The sequence below is a fragment of the Archangium sp. Cb G35 genome (genome assembly GCF_001896145.1).
In the GTDB taxonomy this organism is placed as follows: Bacteria; Myxococcota; Myxococcia; order Myxococcales; family Myxococcaceae; genus Archangium; species Archangium violaceum.
This window is the reverse complement of record NZ_MPOI01000001.1, coordinates 646441-671407: the sequence shown is the minus strand read 5'-3', so window position 1 is coordinate 671407 and position 24967 is coordinate 646441. Positions and strand designations below refer to the sequence as shown.

26 protein-coding genes and 1 pseudogene are annotated in these 24967 nt (G+C 67.9%); 21 read left to right on the top strand and 6 right to left on the bottom strand.

What is annotated here, in order from left to right:
• Positions 1 to 2 precede the first annotated feature (2 nt).
• The 15 genes from nrfD to BO221_RS02680 all read left to right on the top strand — a co-directional run bounded on the left by nrfD (position 3) and on the right by BO221_RS02680 (position 13338).
• Entirely contained in the window at positions 3 to 1448 is a 1446-nt protein-coding gene (gene nrfD, locus BO221_RS02750) for an NrfD/PsrC family molybdoenzyme membrane anchor subunit (RefSeq protein WP_043407322.1), read from the top strand.
• Between the two features lie 3 nt (positions 1449 to 1451).
• The gene (locus BO221_RS02745; protein ID WP_073558741.1) at positions 1452 to 2006 is read left to right on the top strand and encodes a DUF3341 domain-containing protein; all 555 of its coding nucleotides are present in this window, start codon (positions 1452 to 1454) and stop codon (positions 2004 to 2006) included.
• Positions 2003 to 2563 carry a cytochrome c gene (locus BO221_RS02740; protein WP_073558740.1) on the top strand — a complete coding sequence of 187 codons (561 nt, stop codon included), beginning with the start codon at positions 2003 to 2005 and terminating at the stop codon, positions 2561 to 2563. Before BO221_RS02745 ends, BO221_RS02740 begins: the two co-directional genes overlap by 4 nt.
• Positions 2563 to 3777 (top strand): hypothetical protein, encoded by a 1215-nt coding sequence (locus tag BO221_RS02735; RefSeq protein ID WP_083680681.1) that lies wholly within the window; start codon positions 2563 to 2565, stop codon positions 3775 to 3777. Before BO221_RS02740 ends, BO221_RS02735 begins: the two co-directional genes overlap by 1 nt.
• Positions 3774 to 4247 carry a hypothetical protein gene (locus tag BO221_RS02730; protein WP_073558739.1) on the top strand — a complete coding sequence of 158 codons (474 nt, stop codon included), beginning with the start codon at positions 3774 to 3776 and terminating at the stop codon, positions 4245 to 4247. The genes BO221_RS02735 and BO221_RS02730 overlap by 4 nt, the downstream gene beginning before the upstream one ends.
• 24 nt (positions 4248 to 4271) lie before the next feature.
• Entirely contained in the window at positions 4272 to 5141 is an 870-nt protein-coding gene (locus BO221_RS02725; RefSeq protein WP_073558738.1) for an SCO family protein, read from the top strand.
• Complete coding sequence (coxB, locus tag BO221_RS02720; RefSeq protein WP_073558737.1) at positions 5138 to 6184, top strand: cytochrome c oxidase subunit II; 1047 nt, start codon at positions 5138 to 5140, stop codon at positions 6182 to 6184. Before BO221_RS02725 ends, coxB begins: the two co-directional genes overlap by 4 nt.
• Positions 6168 to 7841, top strand: coding sequence for a cbb3-type cytochrome c oxidase subunit I (locus tag BO221_RS02715; RefSeq protein WP_073558736.1), 1674 nt, complete (start codon positions 6168 to 6170; stop codon positions 7839 to 7841). Before coxB ends, BO221_RS02715 begins: the two co-directional genes overlap by 17 nt.
• Positions 7831 to 8499, top strand: coding sequence for a cytochrome c oxidase subunit 3 family protein (locus BO221_RS02710; protein ID WP_073558735.1), 669 nt, complete (start codon positions 7831 to 7833; stop codon positions 8497 to 8499). The genes BO221_RS02715 and BO221_RS02710 overlap by 11 nt, the downstream gene beginning before the upstream one ends.
• A 15-nt stretch (positions 8500 to 8514) precedes the next feature.
• The gene (locus tag BO221_RS02705) at positions 8515 to 8946 is read left to right on the top strand and encodes a cytochrome C oxidase subunit IV family protein (RefSeq protein WP_083680679.1); all 432 of its coding nucleotides are present in this window, start codon (positions 8515 to 8517) and stop codon (positions 8944 to 8946) included.
• Positions 8947 to 9072: 126 nt separating this feature from the next.
• A complete protein-coding gene (locus BO221_RS02700) occupies positions 9073 to 10032 on the top strand; it encodes a GNAT family N-acetyltransferase (protein WP_073558734.1) in 960 nt (319 codons plus the stop codon).
• A 20-nt stretch (positions 10033 to 10052) separates the two neighbouring features.
• Positions 10053 to 11219, top strand: a complete 1167-nt coding sequence (locus BO221_RS02695; RefSeq protein WP_073558733.1) for a hypothetical protein — start codon at positions 10053 to 10055, stop codon at positions 11217 to 11219.
• Between the two features lie 15 nt (positions 11220 to 11234).
• Positions 11235 to 11525, top strand: coding sequence for a YkgJ family cysteine cluster protein (locus BO221_RS02690; RefSeq protein ID WP_073559431.1), 291 nt, complete (start codon positions 11235 to 11237; stop codon positions 11523 to 11525).
• A 13-nt stretch (positions 11526 to 11538) separates the two neighbouring features.
• A complete protein-coding gene (locus BO221_RS02685; protein ID WP_073558732.1) occupies positions 11539 to 12525 on the top strand; it encodes a YheT family hydrolase in 987 nt (328 codons plus the stop codon).
• A 342-nt stretch (positions 12526 to 12867) separates the two neighbouring features.
• The gene (locus tag BO221_RS02680; RefSeq protein WP_073558731.1) at positions 12868 to 13338 is read left to right on the top strand and encodes a hypothetical protein; all 471 of its coding nucleotides are present in this window, start codon (positions 12868 to 12870) and stop codon (positions 13336 to 13338) included.
• Between the two features lie 24 nt (positions 13339 to 13362).
• Here BO221_RS02680 and BO221_RS02675 read toward each other — a convergent pair whose 3' ends face one another.
• On the bottom strand, positions 13363 to 13770 hold the full coding sequence (locus tag BO221_RS02675) for a response regulator (RefSeq protein ID WP_073558730.1): 408 nt from the start codon (positions 13768 to 13770) through the stop codon (positions 13363 to 13365).
• Positions 13771 to 14070: 300 nt separating this feature from the next.
• Here BO221_RS02675 and BO221_RS02670 point away from each other — a divergent pair, with 300 nt between their 5' ends.
• Together BO221_RS02670 and BO221_RS02665 are read left to right on the top strand one after the other, a co-directional pair.
• Positions 14071 to 15456, top strand: coding sequence for a DEAD/DEAH box helicase (locus BO221_RS02670; protein WP_073559430.1), 1386 nt, complete (start codon positions 14071 to 14073; stop codon positions 15454 to 15456).
• Positions 15450 to 16634 carry a DUF790 family protein gene (locus BO221_RS02665; RefSeq protein WP_073558729.1) on the top strand — a complete coding sequence of 395 codons (1185 nt, stop codon included), beginning with the start codon at positions 15450 to 15452 and terminating at the stop codon, positions 16632 to 16634. Before BO221_RS02670 ends, BO221_RS02665 begins: the two co-directional genes overlap by 7 nt.
• 14 nt (positions 16635 to 16648) lie before the next feature.
• On the opposite strand, the gene BO221_RS02660 is transcribed toward BO221_RS02665, so the two are convergent.
• Positions 16649 to 17020 (bottom strand): helix-turn-helix transcriptional regulator, encoded by a 372-nt coding sequence (locus BO221_RS02660; protein ID WP_073558728.1) that lies wholly within the window; start codon positions 17018 to 17020, stop codon positions 16649 to 16651.
• 125 nt (positions 17021 to 17145) lie between these two features.
• On the opposite strand from BO221_RS02660, the gene BO221_RS02655 reads away from it, so the two are divergent.
• A complete protein-coding gene (locus BO221_RS02655; protein WP_083680678.1) occupies positions 17146 to 17514 on the top strand; it encodes a two-component system response regulator in 369 nt (122 codons plus the stop codon).
• Positions 17515 to 17529: 15 nt separating this feature from the next.
• Here BO221_RS02655 and BO221_RS02650 read toward each other — a convergent pair whose 3' ends face one another.
• Complete coding sequence (locus tag BO221_RS02650) at positions 17530 to 17745, bottom strand: MbtH family protein (protein ID WP_043407274.1); 216 nt, start codon at positions 17743 to 17745, stop codon at positions 17530 to 17532.
• A gap of 355 nt (positions 17746 to 18100) precedes the next feature.
• Between BO221_RS02650 and BO221_RS02645 the strand changes: the two genes are divergently transcribed.
• Positions 18101 to 18865, top strand: a complete 765-nt coding sequence (locus BO221_RS02645) for a phospholipase D-like domain-containing protein (protein ID WP_073558727.1) — start codon at positions 18101 to 18103, stop codon at positions 18863 to 18865.
• 31 nt (positions 18866 to 18896) lie between these two features.
• Here BO221_RS02645 and BO221_RS02640 read toward each other — a convergent pair whose 3' ends face one another.
• The 3 genes and pseudogenes from BO221_RS02640 to BO221_RS02630 form a co-directional block, all read right to left on the bottom strand.
• On the bottom strand, positions 18897 to 19493 hold the full coding sequence (locus tag BO221_RS02640; RefSeq protein WP_073558726.1) for a hypothetical protein: 597 nt from the start codon (positions 19491 to 19493) through the stop codon (positions 18897 to 18899).
• A 158-nt stretch (positions 19494 to 19651) separates the two neighbouring features.
• Positions 19652 to 20338: pseudogene (locus BO221_RS02635) on the bottom strand (PD-(D/E)XK nuclease family protein); the annotation flags it as partial.
• A gap of 56 nt (positions 20339 to 20394) precedes the next feature.
• Positions 20395 to 23610, bottom strand: coding sequence for an AAA domain-containing protein (locus BO221_RS02630; protein WP_073558724.1), 3216 nt, complete (start codon positions 23608 to 23610; stop codon positions 20395 to 20397).
• A gap of 116 nt (positions 23611 to 23726) precedes the next feature.
• Between BO221_RS02630 and BO221_RS02625 the strand changes: the two genes are divergently transcribed.
• Both BO221_RS02625 and BO221_RS02620 read left to right on the top strand, forming a co-directional pair.
• Positions 23727 to 24554, top strand: coding sequence for a metallophosphoesterase (locus BO221_RS02625; RefSeq protein ID WP_073558723.1), 828 nt, complete (start codon positions 23727 to 23729; stop codon positions 24552 to 24554).
• Entirely contained in the window at positions 24551 to 24934 is a 384-nt protein-coding gene (locus tag BO221_RS02620) for a hypothetical protein (RefSeq protein WP_073558722.1), read from the top strand. Before BO221_RS02625 ends, BO221_RS02620 begins: the two co-directional genes overlap by 4 nt.
• The last annotated feature ends 33 nt before the right edge of the window (positions 24935 to 24967 follow it).

Genomic DNA, 24967 nt, shown 5'->3' with positions numbered 1-24967 from the left:
CCATGGCCGAGACCGCTGCTCATACCGCCGCTTCGCTCGATCCGCTCGAGCCGCGGCCCCTCGTCGCGCCGCACCACGACGACAAATCCCTCAACGACACGTTGCTCGATCACGTGTGGGCCAAGCCCGGTAAGGGCTGGTTCATGCTGTTCGGCCTGGCGCTCGCCGCGCTCGGTCTGCTCGTCCTGGGTGTGACCGTCACCCTGGCCCGCGGCATCGGCATGTGGGGCAACAACCAGCCCAACGGCTGGGCCTTCGACATCGTCAACTTCGTCTGGTGGGTCGGTATCGGCCACGCCGGTACGCTCATCTCCGCCATCCTCCTGCTCTTCCAGCAGAAGTGGCGCACGAGCATCAACCGCTTCGCCGAGGCCATGACGCTCTTCGCCGTGTGCTGCGCGGGTCTCTTCCCGCTGCTGCACACGGGCCGTCCCTGGTTCGCCTTCTGGCTCTTCCCCTACCCCTCCACCCTCGGCGCCTGGCCGCAGTTCCGCTCGCCGCTGGTGTGGGACGTGTTCGCCATCTCCACGTACCTCACCGTGTCCGCCCTCTTCTGGTACGTGGGTCTCATCCCCGACCTGGCGGCCCTGCGTGACTCGTCCAAGGGCAAGCTGCAGCGCACCATCTACGGCCTGTTCGCCCTCGGCTGGCGCGGCTCCGGCCGTCACTGGCACAACTACAAGATCGGCTACCTGCTGCTGGCCGGTATCTCCACCCCGCTCGTGGTCAGCGTGCACACGATCGTGTCCTTCGACTTCGCCACCTCGCTCATCCCCGGCTGGCACGCCACCATTTTCCCGCCCTACTTCGTGGCCGGCGCCGTGTTCAGCGGCTTCGCGATGGTGATCACCCTCATGGTGCCCGCCCGCAAGTACCTCAAGCTCCGGGACGTCATCACCGACCGCCACCTTGAGAACATGAACAAGGTGATTCTGGCGACGGGCCTCATCGTCTCCTACGGCTACCTGATGGAGCACTTCATCGCCTGGTACTCCGGCAGCGAGTTCGAGATCTGGACCTTCTACGTGAACCGCGCCCGCGGTCCGTACGCCGGGGTGTACTGGCTGATGATCGCCTGCAACGTCATCACCCCGAACATCTTCTGGTTCAAGAAGTGCCGGACCAGCATCCCCATCATGTGGGTGGCGTCCATCCTGGTGAACATCGGCATGTGGTGCGAGCGCTTCATCATCATCGTGACGTCGCTGACGCAGGACTTCCTGCCGTCCTCGTGGGACCTGTACAGCCCGACCTGGGTGGACTGGTCCATCTACGTGGGCACCCTGGGCCTCTTCAGCACGCTGTTCCTCCTGTTCCTCAAGTTCGTCCCCGCGGTCGCGGTGAGCGAGGTGAAGGAGCTCCAGCTGGAGCTCAAGCACGCCGCCCACCACGCCGCTCATGGCGCGGAGACTGGCGCCGCCGGGACCCTCACCCACGGAGCGCACTGAACCATGTCCGCCGAAACCAAGGTTCTGGATAGCTGGGTGCTGGCCGAGTTCGCCACTCCCGACGCCCTGGTGGATGCCACCCGGCAGATGCGGGAGAAGGGCTACCAAGGCATGGACACCTACTCGCCCTACCCGCTGCACGGTGGGTCAGAGGCGCTGGGCCTGCCGCCCTCGCGCGTCCCCTTCATCGCCCTGGGTGGCGCACTGACGGGCATCGTCACCGCGCTCGCCTTCCAGACGTACATGAACACCATCGACTACCCGCTCAACATCGGTGGTCGTCCGACGTTCAGCCTCCCGGCCTGGGTGCCCATCACCTTCGAGCTGTCGGTGCTGCTGACCGCGTTCGGTATCTTCTTCGGTCTGCTGGGGCTCAGCCGCCTGCCCCAGCCGTACCACCCGGTCTTCGAGAGCGAGGAGTTCCGCAGCGCGTCCACGCACGGCTACTGGCTGAGCGTGCCCACCGCGGAAACCACCGTGAAGCCCGACGACATCAAGAACCAGCTCACGTCCCTGGGTGCCACCCATGTGACCGTGGTCACGGGAGAGAAGGAATGAAGTGGCTCATCCCCGCGGCCGGGCTCGCCCTGGCCGGCTGCAACGTCCCGTCCGAGTTCCTCCAGCGCATGGAGGCTCAGGCCAAGTACGAGTACTACGAGACGAGTGAGTTCTGGGCGGATGGCAGGGCCATGCGCGTCCCGCCCGAGGGCACCATCCCGCGCGAGCGCCCGGTGGGTAACCCCGGCATGAGCACCGGCCGTGTCAACGGCGCGCTCGTCTCCGGCATCCCGCTCGAGCTCAACCGCGAGGTGCTCGAGCTGGGCCAGAAGAAGTACAACATCGTCTGCTCGCAGTGCCACGGCCGGCTCGGTGACGGCAACAGCGTGGTGGCCGAGAACATGGCCCTGCGCCTGCCTCCGTCCCTGCTCGAGCTCGCCAACAAGCCGGACGGTCACTTCTATGTCGCCATCAACGAGGGCTACGGCGTGATGCCGTCCTTCTCGGGCGAGCTCGACACCAAGGAGCGCTGGGCCGTCGTGGCCTATGTCCGTGCGCTCCAGCGCGCCCGCAACAGCCAGGTGGGCGGCCAGCCCCTTCCGCAGGAGAACCGGTGATGATTGCCGTGGATCGTTTCAACGGCGGCTCCAAGACGATGACCCTGGCGGGTGCCGTGGGTGTCGTCGGCCTGGTGCTGACCGCCGTGGGGTTCTTCACCGCCCCCCAACCGACGATGTTCAGCTACCTGTTCGGCTTCACCTACTGGCTGGGCATCTCCGTGGCCGCCATCATCATGGTGGCCATCTTCCACACCGCCAAGGCCAAGTGGATCACCATCCTGCGCCGCACGATGGAGACCATGGGCTCCAGCGTGTTCGTGTTCGCGCTGCTGGTCATCCCCCTGTTGCTCGGAGCGAAGTACATCTTCCCCTGGGTGAACCACGGCGAGGGCTGGGTGTTCCCCGGCACCGACGGCGTGACGTTCACCCCGGTGGAGTTGCACCACCTGCACCACAAGGCGCCCTACCTCAACCTGCCCTTCCTGTACGTGCGGCAGGCCATCTACTTCGCGGTGTGGATCTTCGTGTCCTGGCGGCTGCGCAGCTGGAGCATGGAGCAGGACACCACGGGCGCCCTGGAGCTCACCGTCAAGCAGCGCCGCTTCTCCCCCGGCTCGCTCCCGTTCCTTGCGCTGACCATTACTTTTGCTGGTTTCGACTGGCTGATGACGCTCACGCCGCTCTGGCAGTCCACCATCTTCGGCGTCTATTACTTCGCCGGAAGCTTCCTGGCCGCCTTCTGCGTGCTGACGATCGCCACGGTGAACGCCCAGGGCAAGGACGAGTACGGGACCTTGGTGACGACGGCGCACTACCACAACCTGGGTAAGCTCCTGCTGGCCTTCACGGCCTTCTGGGCCTACATCGCCTTCTCCCAGTTCCTCCTCATCTGGGTCGCCAACATCCCGGAGGAGGCCGGCTGGTTCAAGCTGCGCATCGAGGGTGCGTGGAAGCCGCTGTCCATCTCGCTCTTCGTGATGGGCTTCGCGGTGCCCTTCTTCACCCTGCTGTCGCGCAACCTGAAGCTCAAGCCGCGGCTGCTCGCCGTGGTGGCCGTCTACCTGCTCATCATGCACGCGGTGGACCTGTACTGGCTCATCTGGCCGGCGTACTCGCCGCAGGGCCCGTCGTTCCACTGGACGCTCATCACCTCCTTCATCGGTGTGGGTGGACTGGCGGTGGCCGCGGCCATGTGGCAGGCCCGGGGCCGGTACACGCTGCCCGTGAAGGATCCCTACATCTCGGAGTCCCTGAGGTACGTGCAGCCATGAAGAAGACCGAGTCGGAGCTCGAGTCGCGCGTCATCCGTGGCGCGCATGGCGTGGCCGCCGAGGAAGACCACATCGGCACCGCGAAGGTCATCCAGGTGGGCGTGGTGTCCCTCGTCATCTTCATCGTCGGTGGGATCTGGGCCTGGCGCCTCCAGGTGGCGACGACGCAGGAGTTCGTCCCCGAGGGCCCGGCGCCCATCCCCGCCCTCATCACGCCGGACAAGGACGGCAGGACGGCGTACGAGGTTGGCATCGTGAACCAGCGCCTGTTCCAGCAGGACACGCACGCCGAGGAGAAGATCGCCTCCCAGCAGAAGGCGCTGGAGAGCGGCTGGGCGGACGAGCCCGGCGTGGTGGCCCGTCCCACCATCTCCGCGGCGATGGACCAGGTCATCTCCGAGCAGGCCGCCACCCGGCAGCAACAGCAGGCCCCCACCCCCACGCCGCAGCCGGCGCCCCAGCAGCCGTAGTTTCGCGGTAGAAGAAGAAGCGCGATGTACACCCCCACTTCTCCCCTCTCTGTCCGCGCCACGATGGCGGCCCTGCTCCTGGCGCTCTGCGCCGGGCAGCCGGCGTACGCCCTCCCGGGCGGTGGCAAGGTCCCCAAGAGCATCGTCGACGCCCAGTCGGATGCCCCGCCGCAGGTGCGCGGGGTGGACGTCGAGGAGCACCTCGGGGACCTGGCTCCGCTGGAGGCCCAGTTCACCGACGCCACCGGCAAGGCGGTGCGCCTGCGGGACGTGCTGCCGCGGACGCGGCCGGTGCTGCTCACGCTCGTGTATTACAACTGCCCCCTGCTCTGTAACCTCGTCATCAACGAGCAGATCCGCACCATGCGGGAGCTGGGGCTCGAGCTGGGCAAGGACTACGAAGCGGTCACGGTCAGCATCGACCCGAAGGACACCCCGGCGCAGAGCCACGAGCGGCGCCGGAAGCACCTTCAGTCCATGGGCCTGCCGGAGACGGCGCCCTGGCACTTCCTCACCGGCACCGAGGAGAACATCCACCAGCTCGCGAACACGGTGGGCTTCAAATACACCTACGACACGAGCACCCAGCAGTACGTACACCCGGCTGTGTTGATGGTACTTACCCCCGAGGGGTCCATCTCGCGCTACCTGTACGGCACGTCCTTCCCCGCGAAGGACATGAAGCTGGCCCTGCTGGAGGCGGCCGGTGGCCGCGTGGGCACCAGCTTCGACCGCATCGTCCTCACCTGCTTCAAGTATGACACCGCCACCCGGCGGTACGGCTTCTACATCTTTGGATTCCTCCGGATAGGCGCGCTCATGGTCTTTGGCGCGCTCGCTACCATGCTCGCCTACTACTGGAGGCGTGAGCTGAAGAAAGGCGCAGCAGCATGAACGAGTTGCTGAACAACATCCTGTTCCTCCCGGAGCAGGCGTCGACCTTCGCGGAGCGGGTAGACAACCTGCACTACTTCGTCGTCTCCGTGACGATGCTGAGCTCACTCGTGGTGGGCACGGCGGCGATCTTCTTCTTCTTCCGCTACCGCAAGCGCAAGCCGAACCAGACGACGGAGTACGTCGTCCCGTCGGTGAAGACGGAGTTCCTCTTCGTCTCGCTGCCGCTGTTCTTCTTCCTCACCTGGTTCGTCATCGGCTTCCGGGACTTCGTCTTCGTCTCCACTCCGCCCAAGGACGCCATGGACGTCTACGTCATGGGCAAGCAGTGGATGTGGAAGTTCTCCTACCCGGAGGGCCCCAACGGCGTGAACGTGCTGCACGTGCCGGCCAACCGCCCGGTGCGTCTGCTCATCACCTCGCGTGACGTGCTCCACTCCTTCTTCGTGCCGGCCTTCCGCATCAAGATGGATGCGGTTCCGGGCCGCTACACGCAGACCTGGTTCGAGGCCACCAAGCCCGGCACGTACCAGATTCTGTGCACCGAGTACTGCGGCCTGTCTCACTCCAAGATGCTGGGAGAGGTGGTTGTCCTCTCGGCCGAGGAGTGGGACGCGTGGGTGAAGGAGCAGCGCAAGGGCGCGCTGCAGAACCGCCAGGACGCGCTGGCGGACCTGAGCCTCGAGCCGCACCCGGCCCGCATGGCGGAGCAGGGCCAGAAGGTGGCCGCCGAGGTGGGCTGCTTCAAGTGCCACACCGTCAACGGCGAGCCGCACATCGGGCCCACCTTCCTGGGCATGTACGGCCGCGCCGAGACGCTGGACAACGGCCGCGACATCCGCGTGGACGAGGCGTGGATCACCCAGTCGATGATGGACCCGGGTGCCCACCTCGTGGCCGGCTACCCCAACGTCATGCCCACCTTCCAGGGCAAGCTGACGGGGCCCCAGACGGCGGCCATCGTCGAGTACATCAAGACCCTGCGCACCCCGGACATCCGCACCGGCGCTTCTCAAGGACCGACCTATGAGCCCATCCAGTAGCATCGCAGCCGAGCCGGGCGCCGTGCCCGCGCCGGATGAGCATCACGAGCATCACCCGAGCTACCTGGTCGACGGCACCACGGTGAAGTCGTGGCTGCTGACCCTCGACCACAAGCGCATCGGGGTCATGTACCTCATCTGGGTCCTGCTCTTCTTCCTCATCGGCGGCATCTACGCGCTGGTGGTCCGTCTGGAGCTGCTGACTCCGGGCCCGACCCTTATCGACGCGATGACGTACAACCGCGCCTTCACCATGCACGGCGTGGTGATGATCTTCCTGTTCATGATTCCGGCCATCCCGGGCGCCTTCGGCAACTTCATGCTGCCGCTGATGCTGGGCGCCAAGGACGTGGCCTTCCCGAAGCTGAACCTGCTGTCGCTCTACCTGCTGCTGACGGGCGCGGTCATCGCCATCTGGGGAATGATCAACGGCGGCATGGACACGGGCTGGACGTTCTACACCCCGTACAGCACGCACACGACGACGACGGTGGCGCCCATCCTGTTCGGCGCGTTCATCATCGGCTTCAGCTCCATCGCCACGGGCCTCAACTTCATCGTCACCACGCACACCATGCGGGCGCCGGGCATCACCTGGTGGAAGATGCCCCTGTTCGTGTGGGCCATGTACGCCACGGCGTGCATCCAGGTGCTGGCCACGCCGGTGCTCGGCCTGGTGCTCCTGCTGGTGGTGGGTGAGCACATCTTCCACTTCGGCATCTTCGACCCGGCGCAGGGCGGAGACCCGGTGCTCTTCCAGCACCTGTTCTGGTTCTACTCGCACCCCGCCGTGTACATCATGGTGCTGCCGGCCTTCGGCGTGATGTCCGAGGTGGTGGCCGCCTTCAGCCGCAAGAACATCTTCGGCTACCGCGCGGTGGCGTTCTCGTCGCTGGGCATCGCCTTCGTGGGATTCTTCGCGTGGGGCCACCACATGTTCGTGTCCGGCCAGTCCACGTTCAACGCGGGCGTGTTCGCGGTGCTGACCATGCTGGTGGGCGTGTTCACCGCCATCAAGGTCTTCAACTGGGTGGGCACCGTCTACAAGGGCGCGGTCGACTTCAAGACGCCCTTCGCCTACTTCTGCGGCTTCCTGTACTTCACCGTGTTCGGCGGCATGACGGGCGTGGCGTTCGCCACGGCGTCGCTGGACGTGCCCTGGCACGACACCTACTTCGTGGTGGCGCACTTCCACTTCATCATGGTGGGCGCGACCATCATGGCCTTCATGGCGGCCATCCACTACTGGTTCCCGAAGATGTTCGGGAAGATGTACCACGAGGGGTGGGGCCTGGTGTCCGCGGCGCTCATCATCCTGGGCTTCAACGCCACGTTCATCCCGCAGTTCCTCCTGGGCAACGCGGGCATGCCGCGGCGCTACTACGAGTACCCGGAGCGCTTCCAGACGCTGAACGTGGCCTCCACGGCCGGCGCCTCGCTGCTGGCGTTCGGCTTCCTCATCAGCGCCATCTACCTGACGTACGCGCTGGTGTACGGCCGCCGCGCCGCCTCCAACCCGTGGCGCAGCCGCGGCTACGAGTGGATGACCGAGTCTCCGCCTCCGACGCACAACTTCGTGGGTCCGCAGCCCACGTACTCCGAGGAGCCCCACTTCTACGTGGAGCCCAAGAAGGCCGAGGTGCCCGATGCAGTCTAGTTCCGCCACTGCCGGCGCGGCCGGCGTGACCTACCGGCCCCAGGTGGCCGCGCACTTCGCCTCGCTCGAGGTGCAGAACCACGCGGCCCGGCTCGGCATGTGGCTGTTCCTGGCCACGGAAATCCTGCTGTTCGCCGGCCTGTTCGTCATCTACGCGAACTACCGCTTCCTCTTCCCGGAGGCGTTCGCGCTGGCCAGCCGTGAGCTGAACCTGCCGATGGGCACCTTCAACACCCTGCTGCTCATCACCTCGTCGTTCACCGCCGCCATGGCGGTGCACTACGCCAAGGAGGGGGAGAACAAGAAGGTGGTGTGGATGTTCGTGCTCACCATCCTCATGGCCATCGGCTTCCTCGTGGTGAAGTACTTCGAGTACGAGCACAAGTTCCACGAGCACCAGCTCCCCGGCCCCTACTACGCCTTCCCGGGCCTCACCCTGCCGGGCGCCTCCGCCTACTTCACCATCTACTTCCTCTCCACGGGCCTGCATGCCTTCCACGTCATCATCGGCATGATCGTGCTGGGGTGGGTGACCCTCAAGGCGATGAGGAACGAGTTCAGCCACCACAACTACACGGCGGTCGAGCTGGGCAGCATGTACTGGCACCTGGTGGACCTGGTGTGGATCTTCCTCTTCCCCATGCTGTACCTCATCTAAGGGAGCGCTCCTCTCATGTCCGCCATGGCCAATGAGTCGTTCAAGGAAGACCGGGAGATGCGCCAGGAGCACCACTCCGGACCCGGCAAGTACGTCGTGATCTGGCTCGCCCTGCTGGCGCTCACCGGCCTCACGGTGTACACGGGCAAGATGCACATCGAGACGGGTGCACTGGCGCTCGCGCTGGTGATCGCCTCGGTGAAGGGCGCCCTCGTGGCGCTGTACTTCATGCACCTGGCCGAGCACCAGGGCGCCAGCCGGGTGGTGTTCGTCACCTCCATGCTGTTCGTGGTGCTGCTGCTGCTCTTCACCCTCTTCGACATCGGCACCCGCTTCCGCCCCACCCTGCCGTCCGCATCCACGCCGGAGGAGTGGCCCGTGTCCACGCCCGGCCAGTCCGGCCGCTACGGTGGGGGGCTGAAGGCCCCGGGCACCAACCCGAAGTAGGTTCGTCTCCGGGATGTACCCCACGCGGCGCCGCGGCTCATCGCCCGGCGCCGCGTTCCATTTGCGGGCGCCGTGTGCGACACCCTCACCCCGACCCTCTCCCAGAGGGAGAGGGGGAGTTGACGCATGCACCTGGTTGCCGCCACCGAAGAACAGATGGTCCAACGCGACGCCCTCACCTACTCCGAGTGGGGCAAGCTCCTTTCCCCCGAGGAGTACGCCACCCGGGAGAACCGGCTGCGCGCCCACCCCTGGTCCCGCTCGGGCATGCGCACCTGGTTGTTGTGCGCCGAGGACGGCGGCGTGCTCGCCTCCTGCGAGACGTTCCGCACCGGCAGCTTCCTGCGCACCGATGGGGGCTCACTCGCCCCGGGCGACAGCTTCGCCATCGCCAGCGTCTTCACCGAGGAGCGGCTGCGCGGCCACGGGTACGCCACCCGCCTGATGGACCTGCTCGCCGCCGAGCTGGAGCGCCAGCCTCGCGCCCACGCCGCCCTCCTCTTCTCCGACGTGGGCCCCCGCATCTACGCGCGCTCGGGCTACCAGGCACTGCCCGCCTGGGACTGGCACCTGTCCCCCACTCCCGGAGACCCCGCCGGGCCCGTGGACTCGCTCCTGCGCGAGGACAAGCTCGCCACGGCCCTCGGCCGCCTGCGCCACCCCGACGTGCCCTTCTTCTTCTGGCCCACGCCCGCCCAGCTCGACTGGCACCTGGAGCGCGGCCGCATCTACGCCAGGCACCTCGGCTGCTCCCTCCCCGCCTCCGCCGGCGCCACCGCGGGCGCTTCCACCATCCTCTGGGGACTCGTGGGCCGGAGCGCCGAGCTGACGGTGCTGATGCTCGATGCGCGCTCCACTTCCGAGGCCTGGGCCCTCCTGCAGGCCGCCCGGCGCGAGGCCTCCCGCTCCGGCCTCTCCCGCGTGGTCCTCTGGGAGGAGCCCTCCCATGCCCCCCTCCTTCCCCTCCTCAAGGGCGGGGGCACCACCCGCTTGGCCCGTGACGGCTCGCTGCCCATGGTGCGGCCCCTCCGCCCCGGGGTGCCCGTCACCCCCCTCCTCCCGGCCCCCCGTGGGCTCTGGGTGTGAGGAACCGCTAGGATGCGCCCATGGCCGAGCGCACCCGCATCATCGAGGGCAATTGGAACTGCACCTCCTGCGATACCCGGAACATCCTCGCGCGGCACCGCAGTTGCCCCAACTGCAACAACCCGCGCGAGGAGACGGGCCAGGAGTCCGAGTTCGACTTCGGTGAGGTGGATGACGCCACCGGCAAGTCTCTGCGCGAGGACGTCACCGACGAGAAGGCCCTCTCCGCCGCCCACGCCGGGGCCGACTGGTTCTGCGACTACTGCTCCGCCTCCAACCGCGGCGACTCCCCCATCTGCCGCAACTGCCGCGCCGAGCGCTCCTCCACCTCGCGCGCCCTCTCCGAGGGAGACGAGGAGCCCATCGAGGCACCCCGCTCCCGCCGCCCGCCCTCCGTGCCTCCCCCTCCGGCGGCGGCCCCGGGCTCCGGACGCAAGTGGCTCTACGTGGGGGTCGGCCTCCTCACCGTCATCGGCTCCTGCATGTTCTGGGGCTCGCGCACCCACGGCGTCACCGGCCAGGTCACCACCACCGAGTGGACGCGCACCGTGCACCGCGAAACCTTCCAGCGCGTGTCCCGCGAGGGCTGGCGCAGCGACCTGAGCACCCGCGCCTCCCGCATGCCGGTGAATGGCTCGGGCGAGGTGGCCGGCGTGGAGAACATCCGCAGTTGCTTCCCCCGCCAGCGCGGCACCCGCCAGGTGGCCGATGGCACCGAGCGCGTGTGCACCACCAAGACGCGCCGGGAGCAGTGCGGCACCACGGAGAAGTGCACCCGCAAGAAGATGGGCAACGGCTACATGAAGGAGACCTGCAAGGACGAGCCCAAGTACTGCAGCAAGTCCTACCAGGACTGCGACATGCGCACGCGCTACCGCTCCGAGCCCGTCTTCGACGTGAGCTGCACCTACGACACCTACGTCTGGCAGCCGATGGACAAGAAGGTGGAGTCCGACCGCGACTGCGTCCCCCGCTGGCCCACGCTCGCGCAGGGCGCCCTGGACCGGCTGCGCCGCGAGGAGAAGTACGCCGTGCGCATCGGCTACGAGGACGGCGACTCCAAGGAGCACGTGCACGAGCCCAAGAGCGAGGCCGAGTTCCTCACCTGGAAGAAGGGCCAGTCCGTCCCCCTCGAGGTGAACAACTTCGGCTCGGCCAACATCCTGGCCGGCGATGCCGTGCACTGAGCACCTCCCATGTCCATGGAATGCACCCGTTGTGGCGCCTGCTGCGTGGCGCCGGACATCGCCGCCCTCGACAAGCCCCTGGGCGTGCGCTGCCCCCACCTCACCGCCGGCAACCTCTGCTCCGTGTATGACCGGCGCCCCGACGTCTGCCGCTCCTACCAGGCCGACGACGTCTGCCGCCTCATCGACGCCCCCACCCTCGAGGAGCGCGTGGGCAAGTACCTCGCCCTCTTCCAGCTGACGGACGAGGCCCGGGTCATCCGCGAACACGGCTGTTCCTCCATGCGCAAGGCCCGCCACGGGTGATATCCCCCCGCCCGTGTCCTTCCTGCCCACCGAGCCCTTCGCCCCCGCGCGCGGCCTCGCCTCGCCCCACGCGCAGACCATCTTCGCCTCGCTCGTGCGTCCCACGCACACCCCGCCCCTGAAGCGCGAGCGCTGGGAGCTGCCCGACGGAGACTTCGTCGATCTCGACTCCTTCGACGGCCCCCAGGGCGCCCCCCATGTGGTGACGCTTCACGGCCTGGAGGGCTCCTCGCGCTCCGGCTACATCACCGCCATCCTCCGCGGCGCCGCCGAGCGTGGCTGGGGCGCCACCGCCATCAACTTCCGCTCCTGCAGCGGCGAGCCCAACCGCCTCGCCCGCTCCTACCACTCGGGCGACATCGGCGACGCGCTCTCCGTCATCAAACACCTGCGCGCGCGCGTCACCGGCCCGCTCTTCGCCGCGGGCTTCTCCCTGGGCGCCAACGTGCTGCTGCGGCTCATGGAGGAGACGGGAGACAACTCGCTCGTGGACGCCGCCGCCGCGGTGAGCGCTCCCTTCGACCTGGGCGTCTGCGCCGACACGCTCGACGGGCCCGGCCCCTTCCAGCTCCTCTACCGCGAGCGCTTCCTCCGCACCCTCAAGAGCAAGGCGCGCGAGAAGCTCCGCCGCTTCCCCGGTGTCTTCGACGGCGCCGCCATGGAGCGCGCCCGCACCATCCGCGGCTTCGACGACGCCGTCACCGCCCCGCTCCACGGCTTCCGCGACGCCGTCCACTACTACGCCGAGGCCTCCTCGGGTCCGCGCCTCCACGCCATCCGCCGCCCCACCCTGCTGCTGAGCGCCAAGGATGACCCGATGATTCCCCCCTCCACCCACCCCCGGGACGTGGAGAGCAACCCCGCGCTGCACGCCGTCGTCACCGAGCGCGGCGGCCACGTGGGCTTCGTCGCCGGCAGCCCCTTCTCCCCGTCCTACTGGGGCGAGGCCCAGGTGCTGGCCTTCTTCTCCTCCCGCAATGCGAACACCCGGCCGGTGTGACCCGGCCGGGCTTCCACACAGGGCGACCCCTCGCCCTCCCCACCCCACCTACCCCGCGACGGGCGGTCCATCCGCCCCCAACCCCAGCACCACCGCCCCGTCGCGAGGCCCCCCACGGTACCGCCCACCCCACCCCGTCCAACCCCGTCCTGCAGCACCGCCCCGTCCTGCGCATGGAGGCATGAGCACACGCCGTGCCGACGCCTCCGCACGGACTCGCTCCTCGTGATTCCAGGGGGTTGGGAAACCGTCCCGCGCATGGGACGACGAAGGGGGACTCGGGGGCCGGAAAAAACTCCGTGGAGAGGGAAAATCCTTTCCCAACCGCACTACAACCCCGCCATGAGCCTTCCCCCCTGCGGCCTGTACCGCACCCGCCAAGCGCTCGGCACGCACATCCCCGCCGGCCGGCTCGTCTACTTCCACAACCATGGCGACCCGGGCCCCGGCCTCTACCTGCCCAGCGGCTGGGCAGCCAACCGGGCTCGCTGGCACTCGCGCGGCACGACGCTGCCGGATGCCTCCTGGGCCGAGCACCTCGAGCCCCTGCCTCCCGAGGGCCTCTATCGCGTCCTCGTGACCTTCCCCTGCTGCGCCCAGCGCTGCCGCACCTTCGAGCCGGAGCAGCTCGTCCAGCTCGGCTACAACGGCGAGGCACAGCCCCTGCTCTTCCTCCCCGAGTGGTCCGAGCAGGGCCTCGGCCTCCCCACCTCCGGCACCCGCGTGGAGCGCGAGTACCTGGAGCGGCTCGCCCCACTGAAGGTCGCCCACGGTGAGTCCGCTCCGCCCGCGGGAGACGGTCTGCTGCACTGACACCGGCGCCCGGCGGCGCGCGGCTCAGGCCTCGCCGGTAGGCGGCCGCAGCATCCGCAACAGGTGCTGGGCGAGCAGATCTTGCGTGGCCCGCTGCAACTCACTGAGCAGCAGGTGGAGGCCCTCGGCCGAGCCGTCCCGCACGTCGCGCACCCGCTCCTCGCTGCCGTCGAAGACGCGCAGGCGTCCGGGCACCAGGGTGATGAGCGGCTGACGCGGGTAGCGCCGCTTGAGCAGCCCCAGCATCAGGGGGTGGTCCTCGTCCGGCCGCCGCGCGTCCACCACCACCAGAGCCGGCTCCTCGTCGGCGATGGAGTCCAGCGCCTCGTCCGCATCCGACATGGCGGCGACGGACAGGCCCGGCTCCGACAGGAGACGCGAGAGCAGCTCTCGGGAGGGACGGTGCGGGCTGAGGATGACGATGCGGCGCATGGAGATGGATGAAGGGTAGCGCCCTGGAAGGCCCGACGCAGGTGGGAGGAGATTCGAGCCCTCGTTCCCTCGCCAGCACCCCACCTCGGACGGTGGGAACCCACGAGCGCTCCGAGACATATCCAGCAATACCGGGAATGTAAGATTTCTGGCATTGTTGTCGACCGTCAGCCTGTGAAGCCCCTGTAAGATTCCTCTCCGAGCATCCTGCGGACCATGAGTGAGCCAACCTCGAAAGTCATGCTCTGGCGTTGGCTCGGAGATCGGGTTACTCCCGGCTCACTCCCCGTTCCCGACCTGATGGCCACCGAGCTCCACTTCGACTGCGGCACCCTGGTCGCGCCCGCGCTGCCGGAAGACGACACCCTGCGTGCCGTCTTCCAGCGGGACACGCGCACCGGGGTGTACCGGGCGGCGGCGCGGCACTACCGGGACGTGGTGCTGAGGCTGCGAGAGCTGGGCCTGCCCTACGAGGACCGGGCGAAGCGTTTCGAGCCCCTGGAGGTGGGGCTGGCCACGCCCATCGAGCCCTTCCCCCACCAGAAGGCGGCGCTGGAGGCCTGGAGCGGTGCGGGCGGGCGAGGGCTGGTGGAGCTGCCCACGGGCGCGGGCAAGACGTTGCTGGCGGTGCTGGCCATCGCCCGGGTGAAGCGTCCGACCCTGGTGGTCGTCCCCACGTTGGACTTGATGACGCAGTGGCAGGGCGTGCTGTCCAAGCACCTGGGCATGCCGGTGGGGATGCTGGGGGGCGGGGTGAGTGACCGGCAGCCGCTGACGGTGACGACGTACGACTCGGCGGCGATGCAGACGGAGTTCCACGGCAACCGCTTCGGCTTCCTCATCTGCGACGAGTGCCACCACCTGCCGGCGCCCAGCTACCGCTTCATCGCCGAGGGCTCGCTGGCGCCGTACCGGCTGGGCCTCACCGCCACGCTGGAGCGCACCGACGGCGGCGAGCGCGTGTGCGCGGAGCTGCTGGGGCCGCTGGTGCACCGCACGGACATCCGCGAGCTGCAGGGGCGCTACCTGGCCCCCTACGAGGTGCGCCGGGTGGAGGTGCCCCTCACGCCCGAGGAGCAGGCGCGGCATGACGAGGCACGTGCGCGCTACCTCGGCTTCATCCGCCAGCGGGGCATCCGCTTCGACGTGCCGGAGGGCTGGGCGCGCTTCCTCGCGGAGAGCCAGCGCACGGAGGAAGGGCGCGCGGCCTACCGGGGCTACCGCGAGCAGCGCCGCATCGCCCTCACCTCGAGCGCCAAGCAGGACGTGCTGTGGCACATCCTCCTGGAGCACCGCGAGGACCGCGTCATCGTCTTCACCGACGACAACGAGACGGTGTACACGCTGGCGCGGCGGCTGCTCCTGCCCGCGCTGACGCACCACACGCCGGTGCCCGAACGCAAGGCGCTGCTGGCCGCCTTCGCCAGTGGAGAGCTGCCGGTGCTGCTGACCTCGAGGGTCCTCAACGAGGGCGTGGACGTACCGGAGGCGCGGGTGGGCGTGGTCCTCAGCGGCAGTGGCAGCGTGCGCGAGCACGTGCAGCGGCTGGGAAGAATCCTGCGCCAGCGCCCGGGCAAGCGCGCACTGCTGTACGAGGTGTGCTCGGCACAGACGGCCGAGGCCTCCATCAGCGAGCGGCGGCGCCAGCACCGGGCCTACCAGGAAGAGGAGGGCGAGGCGTGCTGACGCGCGAGCTGCACCTCTTCCGCGTGCGCGACGGGAAGCTGCGCCCCTCCTTCGTGAAGCGGGAGGACCTGGCGCTGCGGACCCTGGCCACGGAGCTCATCGCCGAGGTGGCGGCGGGAGCCGGACGCTCGCGCGACGACATCGAGGAGACGCTCGCGCTGCGGGCCGGCGCGCACACACGGCCCAAGGTGGCGCGGGGGCTGGTGAAGCTGCTGGTGGACCGGATGCTCTTCGACGAGCCCTCGGAGGGCATCGCCGAGGCGCGCGCCACGGCCTTCCGCGAAGCGGCCCGGGTGCTGCGCTCACTGCCCTCGGACGCGACGGTGGAGGCCTACGAGGCCCGGCTGTCGGAGGCCTTCCCGCGCCCGCTGCCCGAGCTGCGCGAAGCCCTCTACGCCGACCTTCCAGGTCATCGCAGGTTGCAGGGCTGGGAGGCACTGACGTCCGCGGAGCTGCTGGATCGCTACAACCTGGCGCTGGCACAGGGCCCCCTCTTCGACGCGCGGCGGCTGACGCTGCGGGCGAAGGCACCGGAGCTGCTGCGGGTGCGCAAGGTGCTGCGCTGGCTGAAGTTCTGCCGGCTGGTGGCCGAGGTGCGGCGCGAGGGCGAGGACTGGGTGCTGGAGGTGGAGGGCCCCGGGGCCATGCTCGCGCTCCAGAAGAAGTACGGGCTGCAGCTGGCGAACTTCCTGTCCGTGGTGCCCGTGCTGGAGCGCTGGCAGCTCACCGCCTCCCTGGAGAGCCCCCGGAGGCGGGTGACGCTGGTGCTGGACGACAAGGATCCGCTGGTGTCCCCCCACGGCTCCGCGCTGGGCCACATCCCACCCGAGGTGGCCACGCTGGCCGAGGGCTTCGACGACGCGGACTGGGAGCTGGACCTGCTACCCCTGCCCCGCCACACCGGAGCAGCCGGGTTGTGCGTGCCGGATCTCACGTTCCGTCACAAACAGACGGGACGCGAGGTGGCACTGGAACTCTTCCACGCATGGCATGCGGGCCCGTTGTCGAGGAGAATGGAGGAGCTGCGCTCGCGTCCAGATGCGGGACTGCTGCTGGGGGTGGATCGGGCGCTGGCGAAGGATGTCCAGGAACGCGCGCTGTTGGAGGCACATCCACAAGTGGTGCTCTTCCATGGATTCCCATCGGCGAAGCGGCTGCGCGCGAGGCTCTCACCGTGAGACAGGCTCCCTCCCTACCCGGTCTTCTGCCCCAGATGCGCGGCCACGAGGCTCAGCACCCGGAGCGAGTTGCGATCCAACTGGCGGGCGCGCCGCAGCAGACGGCGCAGCTCCGCGGGCTCACTCGCCTCGGGAGAGGGAGCCGGAGGCGTCCAGGGCAGGGGATTCTCGTTGGTGAGACCCAGGGCCTCGTCCGCGGACAGGCCGAGCACGGCGCACAGCTTGCGAAAAGTGGGAACGCTCGGAAGCATGTTGCCTCGCTCCAGCCGCCCGTACACCTCCGTGGCGATACCTATGCGCTCCGCCACGTCTTCCTGTGTGAGGTTGAGGCGCTGCCGGGCTGCGCGCGCGCTCTCTCCCAACCTGGTTGCGAGCTTTTTTGCCATTGTCCCGGGACCCGAGTGGTTCACCGGTGGCAATATGACTCGGGAGGTTGGTTTCCCAGGACGACTGGGGTAGTATCTACGTCCGAGGACCCGTCACGTTACATACCGGGTCCTGGAGGTCCCGGATGACCGTGGACACCCTGCCCTCCTACCTCTTCGTCGACGAGGATCCCCTGCAGCTCTCCGCGCTGCGACGGCTCCTGCGGGACATGCCGGGCACCAAGCGCCTGGCGACCAGCGGTGAAGAGGCGCTGCGGATGGCGGAAGAAGAACCGCCCTCGGTCGTCATCGCCGCGTACATCCTCCCGGGCATTGACGGGCTGTCCTTGCTGGCCGCCTTGAGGGCCCGCACGCCCCACCTGCTCTGCGGCCTGCATACCACCCAGCTGCCCTCGCGGGACATCATCCCGCCCCACGTCACGGTGCTGCTCAAGCCCTGCCCTCCGGAGCGGCTGCGCGCCTTCCTGATGTCCGGCACCGCCACTCCGAAGTGAGCCCGGGCGGGCGCGTCAGGAGCCCTTCTGCGCGTCCATCTTCTTGCGCAGGCTCAGCGGACGCATGTCCGTCCACACCTGCTTGATGTGCTCGAGGCACTCGGCCTTGGTGCCCGACTTGCCGGCATCCTTCCAGCCGGGGGCGTTCTCCCGGTCGGCCGGCCAGATGGAGTACTGCTCCTCGTGGTTGACCACGACCTTGTACTGCTGGGTGTCCTCGGTATCGCTCATGGCCTCAATTTCACCCGGCGGCCCCCAGGGGGTCAATGTGCGTCTGAGCGACCGGGACGGGGTACCCCCCACCAACCTCCAAGGTTGGGCCGGAAGCGCGGAGGGCCGCGAAACCCTGGGACCTACCAGGTCGGAAACGGGCGGAAAACCAAGATGCACCTGGCAGGTCTTGTCGTGGGCTCACCGGGCACCGCGCGCGCGCGCTCGCGTCCGCACCAGCTCTTCGCTCCGCCGTTGCGTGAACACGCGGGGCCAGGGGGCAAGGGCTGCCCACGACGGAGCAGGGCCACCCCACCCGGGCGAGCCGGGTATAAAAGCGCGCCAAACAGCCCCACGCGAAAGCGAGGAGGTACCGATGAGCAAGGTCGCCGAAAAACCCGTGCCCTCAGAGGGAGTCGAGGTCGTGGGAAAAACGCATACGATTCTTCGGCTCCACGACCTCCTGGACGAGGCACAGAAGTGGGTCACCTTGGTTAGTCCCTACCTCGCTATCGAGAAGCTCCGGGACGTCGAACGGAAGATCCGGAACGCGCTGAGCAGGAAGGTGACCGTCACCCTCGTCATCCGAGCGCGCGATGCACACCAGAACAGCGGGCCTTCAACCAAGGGGCTCGACATGATCAGGCGACTCGTCGAGCAGGGACTCAAGGTGTACGAGGTGCCGGACCTTCACGCCAAGGTGTACGTCTCCGAGCGCCATGCGCTGGTCACCTCGCTCAATCTCCTGGAGTCGTCCTTCAACAACAGCATCGAGATTGGCATATGGGTGCCAGCGGGAAGGACAGAGTACGGGAAGATCCTCGAATTCGTCCGGAAAGAGGTGGCGCCACACGGGCGCCCCCTATCGATGCCCGCGCCCGAGGAAGAGGACGACGACAACCCCTTCTTCGAGGATGAGGAACTCGGCGAGACCGGTCACTGCATCCGCTGCGGAGAGACCCTGGAGTTGAACCCCTCCAAGCCTTATTGCGCTGAGCACTACGCTGTCTGGGCCCGGTACTCCAACCCTGACTACAGGGACAGTTTTTGTCACGGGTGCGGTGACGAATACCCGGCCACGAAGAACAAACCGTTCTGCCGCGATTGCTTCGACGAATACGATGGAGGCATCCCGTTCTGATGCGCCCGTAGCGCACTCCGAGGACCAAACCTCACAGCGCGGCAACGTCCAGCACCTCTTGCCAGTGCGACAGCAACTTCTCGGAAACCGCACGCCTGATGAACTCCTGACAGTCTTCGAGCGTGGTTTCACTCCTCAGCGGCAGCGTTCCGAACATCACGAGCTCTGGCTTGGGAAAAACGGGAGGTTCACCCAGGGTGATATCGGTCGCGCCCGCTCCACGCAAACGCTCCGACAACACCTGCGCGCGCATCCTGCGCTCCGAGCGATAGCCCAGCCAGACCTTGAGGGAACCACCCTCGGTCGAAACAATCGTGGTACCGGCCCACCCGAACGGCTTGCGCTTGCCACTCGCGAATAGATGACCTTGCGAGTACCACTGCGTGCGAGCCGTCGTGTCTCGCGTGCTCGGCTCCAACCTCGCATGGGTCTTCAGTGTGCGCACCATAGCATCCAAAGATGCGCTCACCACGCGCCGCCCTTGTTCCAGAGCATGCTCCTTGACCTTCTGGAACGCATCCCAATCCTTCTGGAGCACTTCGTCGGGCTTCGAGCCCAGCCGGTAGAAGAACTCCATGTCCTCATAGCGAGAGAGGTAGAAGGCAAGGCTGTGTCCAATCGTTGGCATTACCGGTTCTCCAAGGAGGTACGCAGGTAATGGACGAGATCTCCACGACGTACAGCCGAGGGATTGTCCGTCCACTTCAGCCCGTAGAGCTTTTGAAAGAGGGTAGCCAAATAGAGGCGCAACATCTCGCGACCCGGTGAACGCTCTCCAGACAGAACCGGCATGAGGAGATGACCCAGAACCAGATAGCTCGTGAGGAACCACTGTTTCTCGCCGGAATTCTGCGGCGGAGGCTCTCCCTCAAGTGTCAGATAGACCCGGAAGACAAGTGGCTGGATGCTCTTCCGACCCAGTTGCTCGAGCCGCTTCTCGATGGCCTGCTCGTATTGCTTGAGCTGATTGAGCCGTGCTTGATCGCCGATTTTGTTCTCAATGACGATGAGGACCTTGGGCACGCTGGCCGGAATCTCAATCCAGAGATCCGTCCTGGGATTCTCATTTCCGACACCACTTTGAATACGAACCGTGCGCTCCGCCTCAACCCGCGCGCTATCAACCCCCTCCAGCGTCTTGAGCACTGCGGCCTCGGACGCATGTTCCTCTTTCAAGATGTTATATAGACAATCGAGCAAGGCATGTAATGGCTCAGCACCGAGCTGATGAGCGGCCCGGGGATTGAAGAAATGAGCCAGCAATTGTGTGTGGGTGATTTCACGAAACTCCTGCCCCAAAGGCGAGAGCAGGTCCGTCGGTAGGGAGATGGGATCGAGCTGCCGCCACTCTCCCCATTTCTTGACGAGCTGCCGGAACTCGTCCTCGCTCGCTTTATGCGCCGTTGAACATAGCCGCTCCCAGCAAGCTTCCAGCGCGCGTACGTCTTCAAGGTCGTTGGCATCTCCTGGCATGCGCCCCCCTTACCTTCTCCAAGCTCAAATGAATCGGGGCATTCTACGCCAAACCGTCAGCGGGCGCCGCGCGCGAGCGCTCGCGCGTACTCCCATGACGCCCGGGTAAAGCGCGCCCCGGCGAGCCCGCTCACGTACTGGCGCACCATGGCCCGCGTGGCGCCCACGTAGAAGAGCGCGCGGCGCGTGCGCTCCAACTCACGCTCCGTGCGCCCTGGCTTCGTCTCCATCCACGACATGTCGTCCAGCGCGTCCACACCGCAGAAGAACACCACCGGGCTCTCGTGCCCCTTGCACGAGAAGGCCGTCGTCACCCGGATGTAGTCCACCTTCCCCACGCTGAAGCCGGACACGTCCTGGCCGCTCCGCCCGCCGAAGGCCACCGCCTTCAACCCCTCGCGCTCCAGTGCCTCGGCCAGCCGGGCGGGCCGCACCGGCGCCACCACCAGCACGTCCGAGGGCTGCACGCCCTCCTCCTGGCTCAGCCGCTTCACCTCGCGCACCAGCCAGACCTCCTCCGCCTGCGCCGAATCGAAGGCCTTCACCACCGGCAGCACGCCCTCGCGCTCGGTGGCTTGCAGCCGGTACAACCCATCCACTCCCGGTACCGGCTCCTCTAGCAGGCCCTGCTCGCGCAGCTCGTGGGCGCGCATGAACTCGCGCATGCCCGGGTTGGCCACCCGGTGCAGGCCGAGTGGATCCAACACCACGTTGAAGGCCAGCTCGGACACCTGGCGCGTGGAGCGGAAGGCCTCGTGCAGCACGCGCACCCGGCCGGTGAAGTCGAGAGCCGGCAGCTCCTTGCGCAAGGCCTCCACGGAGCTGTTGCCGTACACGTTCTGCGAGTCGTCCGCGAAGAGCAGGAAGGCCTTGAGCGGAGGCCCCTCGCCGCGCGAGAGCGGACGGGCCAGCGAGTACAGGTGCGCGAGCTCCGGGGCGCTCAGGTCCTGCGCCTCGTCCACGAAGACGGCGTCGAAGCTCTCCGGCGCGAAGGAGCCCGTGCCCGTCATGTGCATGAGCGTCACCCGCTGTGTCATCAGCTGCGCCCGCTTGCCGAGCCGCTGCCGCATCGCCGCCACCAACAGCCGCGAGAGCAACGGCGTCAGCGCCTTGTTGAAGAAGGACACCAACACCCGCGCGTCCGGGTGCTCGGCGAGGTAGCGCGCCACCCACTGCGCCAGCACGTACGTCTTCCCGCTGCCCGCAACCCCGCGCACCAGGTGGTGCCCCTCGTCGAAGCGGCGCTCGAAGAGGGCCACCTGCTCCTGGGTGAAGAGCGGCCCCATGCCCCGCAGGGAGTCGATCTCCTGCCCCAGCCCCTCGGGCCGCTTCGCCACCTGCGCGCGCACGCCCGGCATCACCAGCAGGGGTTGCAGCGAGAGACGCGGCTCCAGGCTGGGAGCCACCGGCGTCAGCAGCTCCAGCAACTGCGAGGGGATGGCCGCCTCGGACTCGGCGCGCGAGGAGAGGACGAAGAGGTACTCACGGGCGCGGCTGGCCGCCACGTTGAGCATGGGGGTGAGCTCGCTCGGCGGGAAGGGGCGCCCGGCGGCCACGGTGTCCACCACGACGACGTCGTACTCGGTGCCCTGCTGCCGGTGGATGGTGGAAGCCTGGAAGCGCGACTCGCTCCACCCCTTCTGCTGCGCCAGCGCCCGCAGCAACGCCGCCTGCGCCCGGTACGGCGTCACCGCCAGCACCTTGAGCCCCGCCTTCAGCGCGGGCGCGGCCAGGGCCACCAGCAGCTCCGCCGAGAAGGGCCTCCGGTAGCCCCGGCCCGACTCGCCCCGCTCGTGGCAGACGCGGCGCGCGTCCCGTGTGGCCTCGTCCAGCACCACCCAGCACGCACGCGCCGCCGGGTACACGTCCACCGTCTTCGGCTGCCGGGTGCGCGGGCCCTCGCCGTCCTCCAGCATCCCCGCGTAGCTGAAGTGGCTCACCACGGAGCCGATTTGAGGGTGCATGCGGTGCTGCGTCCGCAACAGCAGCACGTGCGAGGCCTCCACCGCCGCCTTCGCATCCTCCAGGTGCGACAGCGGCGAGCCGCGCATCCACGTCTGCACCGGCCGCTCCACGCCCTCCAGCGCGCGGCTCACCGGGCCGATCTGCTTCGGGTCCCCGCCCAGCAACACCTTGCGCGCCATCGGCGCCAGCAGCCCCACCGCGGCGCGCGACACCATGCCCGCCTCGTCCACCACCAGCCGGTCGAAACGCTCGGCGCCCTCCAGCTCGGACACGAGCCGCAGCGCCCGGTGCACGGTGAGCACCATGAGGGTGGCGTGCCCCTCGCGGGCGACGAAGAGCGTCTCGTCCGTGAGGCCGTCACGCACCTTGCGCAGCTCCGCCTTCACGGTGGCCAGCCGCGAGGGAGGCGCCCCCTCGAGGTACTCGCGGCGCACGCGCTCCTCCATGTACTCGATGCGCGCCGCCTGCTTCTGGTAACGCGAGTCCTGGAGGACGGCGGGAAAGGCGTTCGTCAGCTCCGGGCCCACGCCAATGCCACCCCGGAAGATGCGGCACGTGGTGTCCGGCGCGTGCAGGGCCCCGGCCTTGGACAGCATGCGCGCCACCCGCAGCGCGAGCGTGTCCGCTGCCCGGTTGGTGGGCGCCACCGCGAGGATGCGCTCCTTGGGGTTGCGTTGAATGGCTTGCGCGAGCAGCCGCGCCACCGTCTCCGTCTTGCCCGTGCCCGGTGGCCCCCAGAGGAGCGACCACGGCTTCTCCCAGAGGTCCTCGGGCCCGGGCGAGGGGCCGGCGCCATCGTCGGGGATGATTCCACGGACCCGGTCCAGCGCCTCGCGCACCCGGGGCCCGCGCGAGTCGTAGGCCCGCGAGGCCGCCAGGAGCGCCTCGGAGAAGTCATAGGGCTGGAAGGCCCAGCGCTCGGCGGAGAGCACCTCGGGCGGGATGTGGCTCAGCGAGCGTGTGGAGAGGAAGACGCGCCCGTTCGTGGGGTCCACGTGGACGATCTCCCCCACGAACTTGCGCTCGTCCGGGAGGAAGCCGATGAGCTGTCCCCCACCCCAGCTCGCGTCCGCGGCGGGCTGGGGGGTGAGGCCGAGCATCGACTCGTCCTCCAGCCGCACGTCCTCGGCGCCCTTGAGCATCACCCAGCGGTACAGGGAGCGCTCGCTCTCCAACGCCACCAACAGGTCCTCCGGCAGCACCGAGCGCACGATGAGATCGGCGGGCTCGGGGGTGGGAGCCGGGGACTGCGGAGCCTGGGAAGCAGGCTTCCGGGCATGACGTGCCTGGGGTGACTCGTTCGTCATTCGGAAGGCCGAAGCGCGAGTCCCATGGTGCCCTGAGGAGGCCCGAAGGAAAAGCGCACGCGAAACGACCACGCCGCTCGGGAGTCCAGTAATGTGGACGGTTCACGCCCCCCACCATGAAGCTCTACGCCCTCAGTGATCTCCATGTGCGCTACGAGCACAACCGCAAGGCGCTCGAATCGCTCGCCCCCCATCCCGAGGATTGGATCATCGTCGCCGGAGACGTAGGCGAGACGCTGGAGCACATGGATTTCGCCTGGCGCACGCTGACGGCACGCTTCCAGAAGGTGGTGTGGGTGCCCGGCAACCATGAGTTGTGGACGATGGCACGCGAGCAGCCGGCCCTCCGAGGCGAGGCCCGCTACCAGCAGCTCGTGGAGCACTGCCGCTCGCACGGCGTGCTGACGCCCGAGGACCCGTATCCCCGCTGGCCGGGCGAGGGACCGCACCGGGTGCTGGTGCCGATGTTCCTGCTCTACGACTACTCGTTCCGCCCGGACCACGTGGCCGAGAAGGACGCCGTGGCCTGGGCGATGGAGCACCACATCCTGTGCACCGACGAGGCCATGCTGCACCCGGACCCGTATCCGACCCGGTCCGCCTGGTGCGCGGCGCGCGTGGAGCAGACACTCGCCCGGCTGGAGCAACTGCCGGCGGACTGCTCCACCATCCTCATCAACCACTTCCCGTTGCGCTACGAGCACGTGCGGCTGCCGCGCATCCCCCGCTTCTCCATCTGGTGCGGCACGAAGAAGACGGAGGACTGGCACCTGCGCTTCCGCGCCGAGGTCGTCGTCTCCGGCCACCTGCACATGCCCGCCACGCTGTGGCGCGACGGGGTGCGCTTCGAGGAGGCCTCGCTCGGCTATCCCCAGCAGTGGACCTGGCGCGGGGACATCTCGCGATGCCTGCGGGAGGTATTGCCCGGCCGCACGAGCCCATGACGCCTCCAGACATGTCGGACCCGGAACTGCTCCAATCCGTCACCGAAGCGCTGGCCACCGTTGGCGGCCACCCCTGGGTTCCCTTCGAGGTCACGCACGTCGAACTCGAAGGGCAGCGAATACGAATCTGGCTCACCCTCCACTACCTCCGCGCCAAACCTGTCTGCTGCGGTGAATGCGGCTGCTACATCCCTTTCCTGGGGATGCATCGAGAGAACGTTCCAGGCGTGCTCGCGGGCATGCTGGGCCTCGCCGAAGAGCCACGCGTCTCCATGTCCGTCCGCAAGCACCACGAGGCGGGATACAAGTACAAGGAGCGCAACCTCGGAACCCCGGTTGATACGACGATCGAGTACGAGGAGTCTCATTTCATCGAGTAATCCAAGCTCGAATTCCAGGAGGGCACGGAAGCG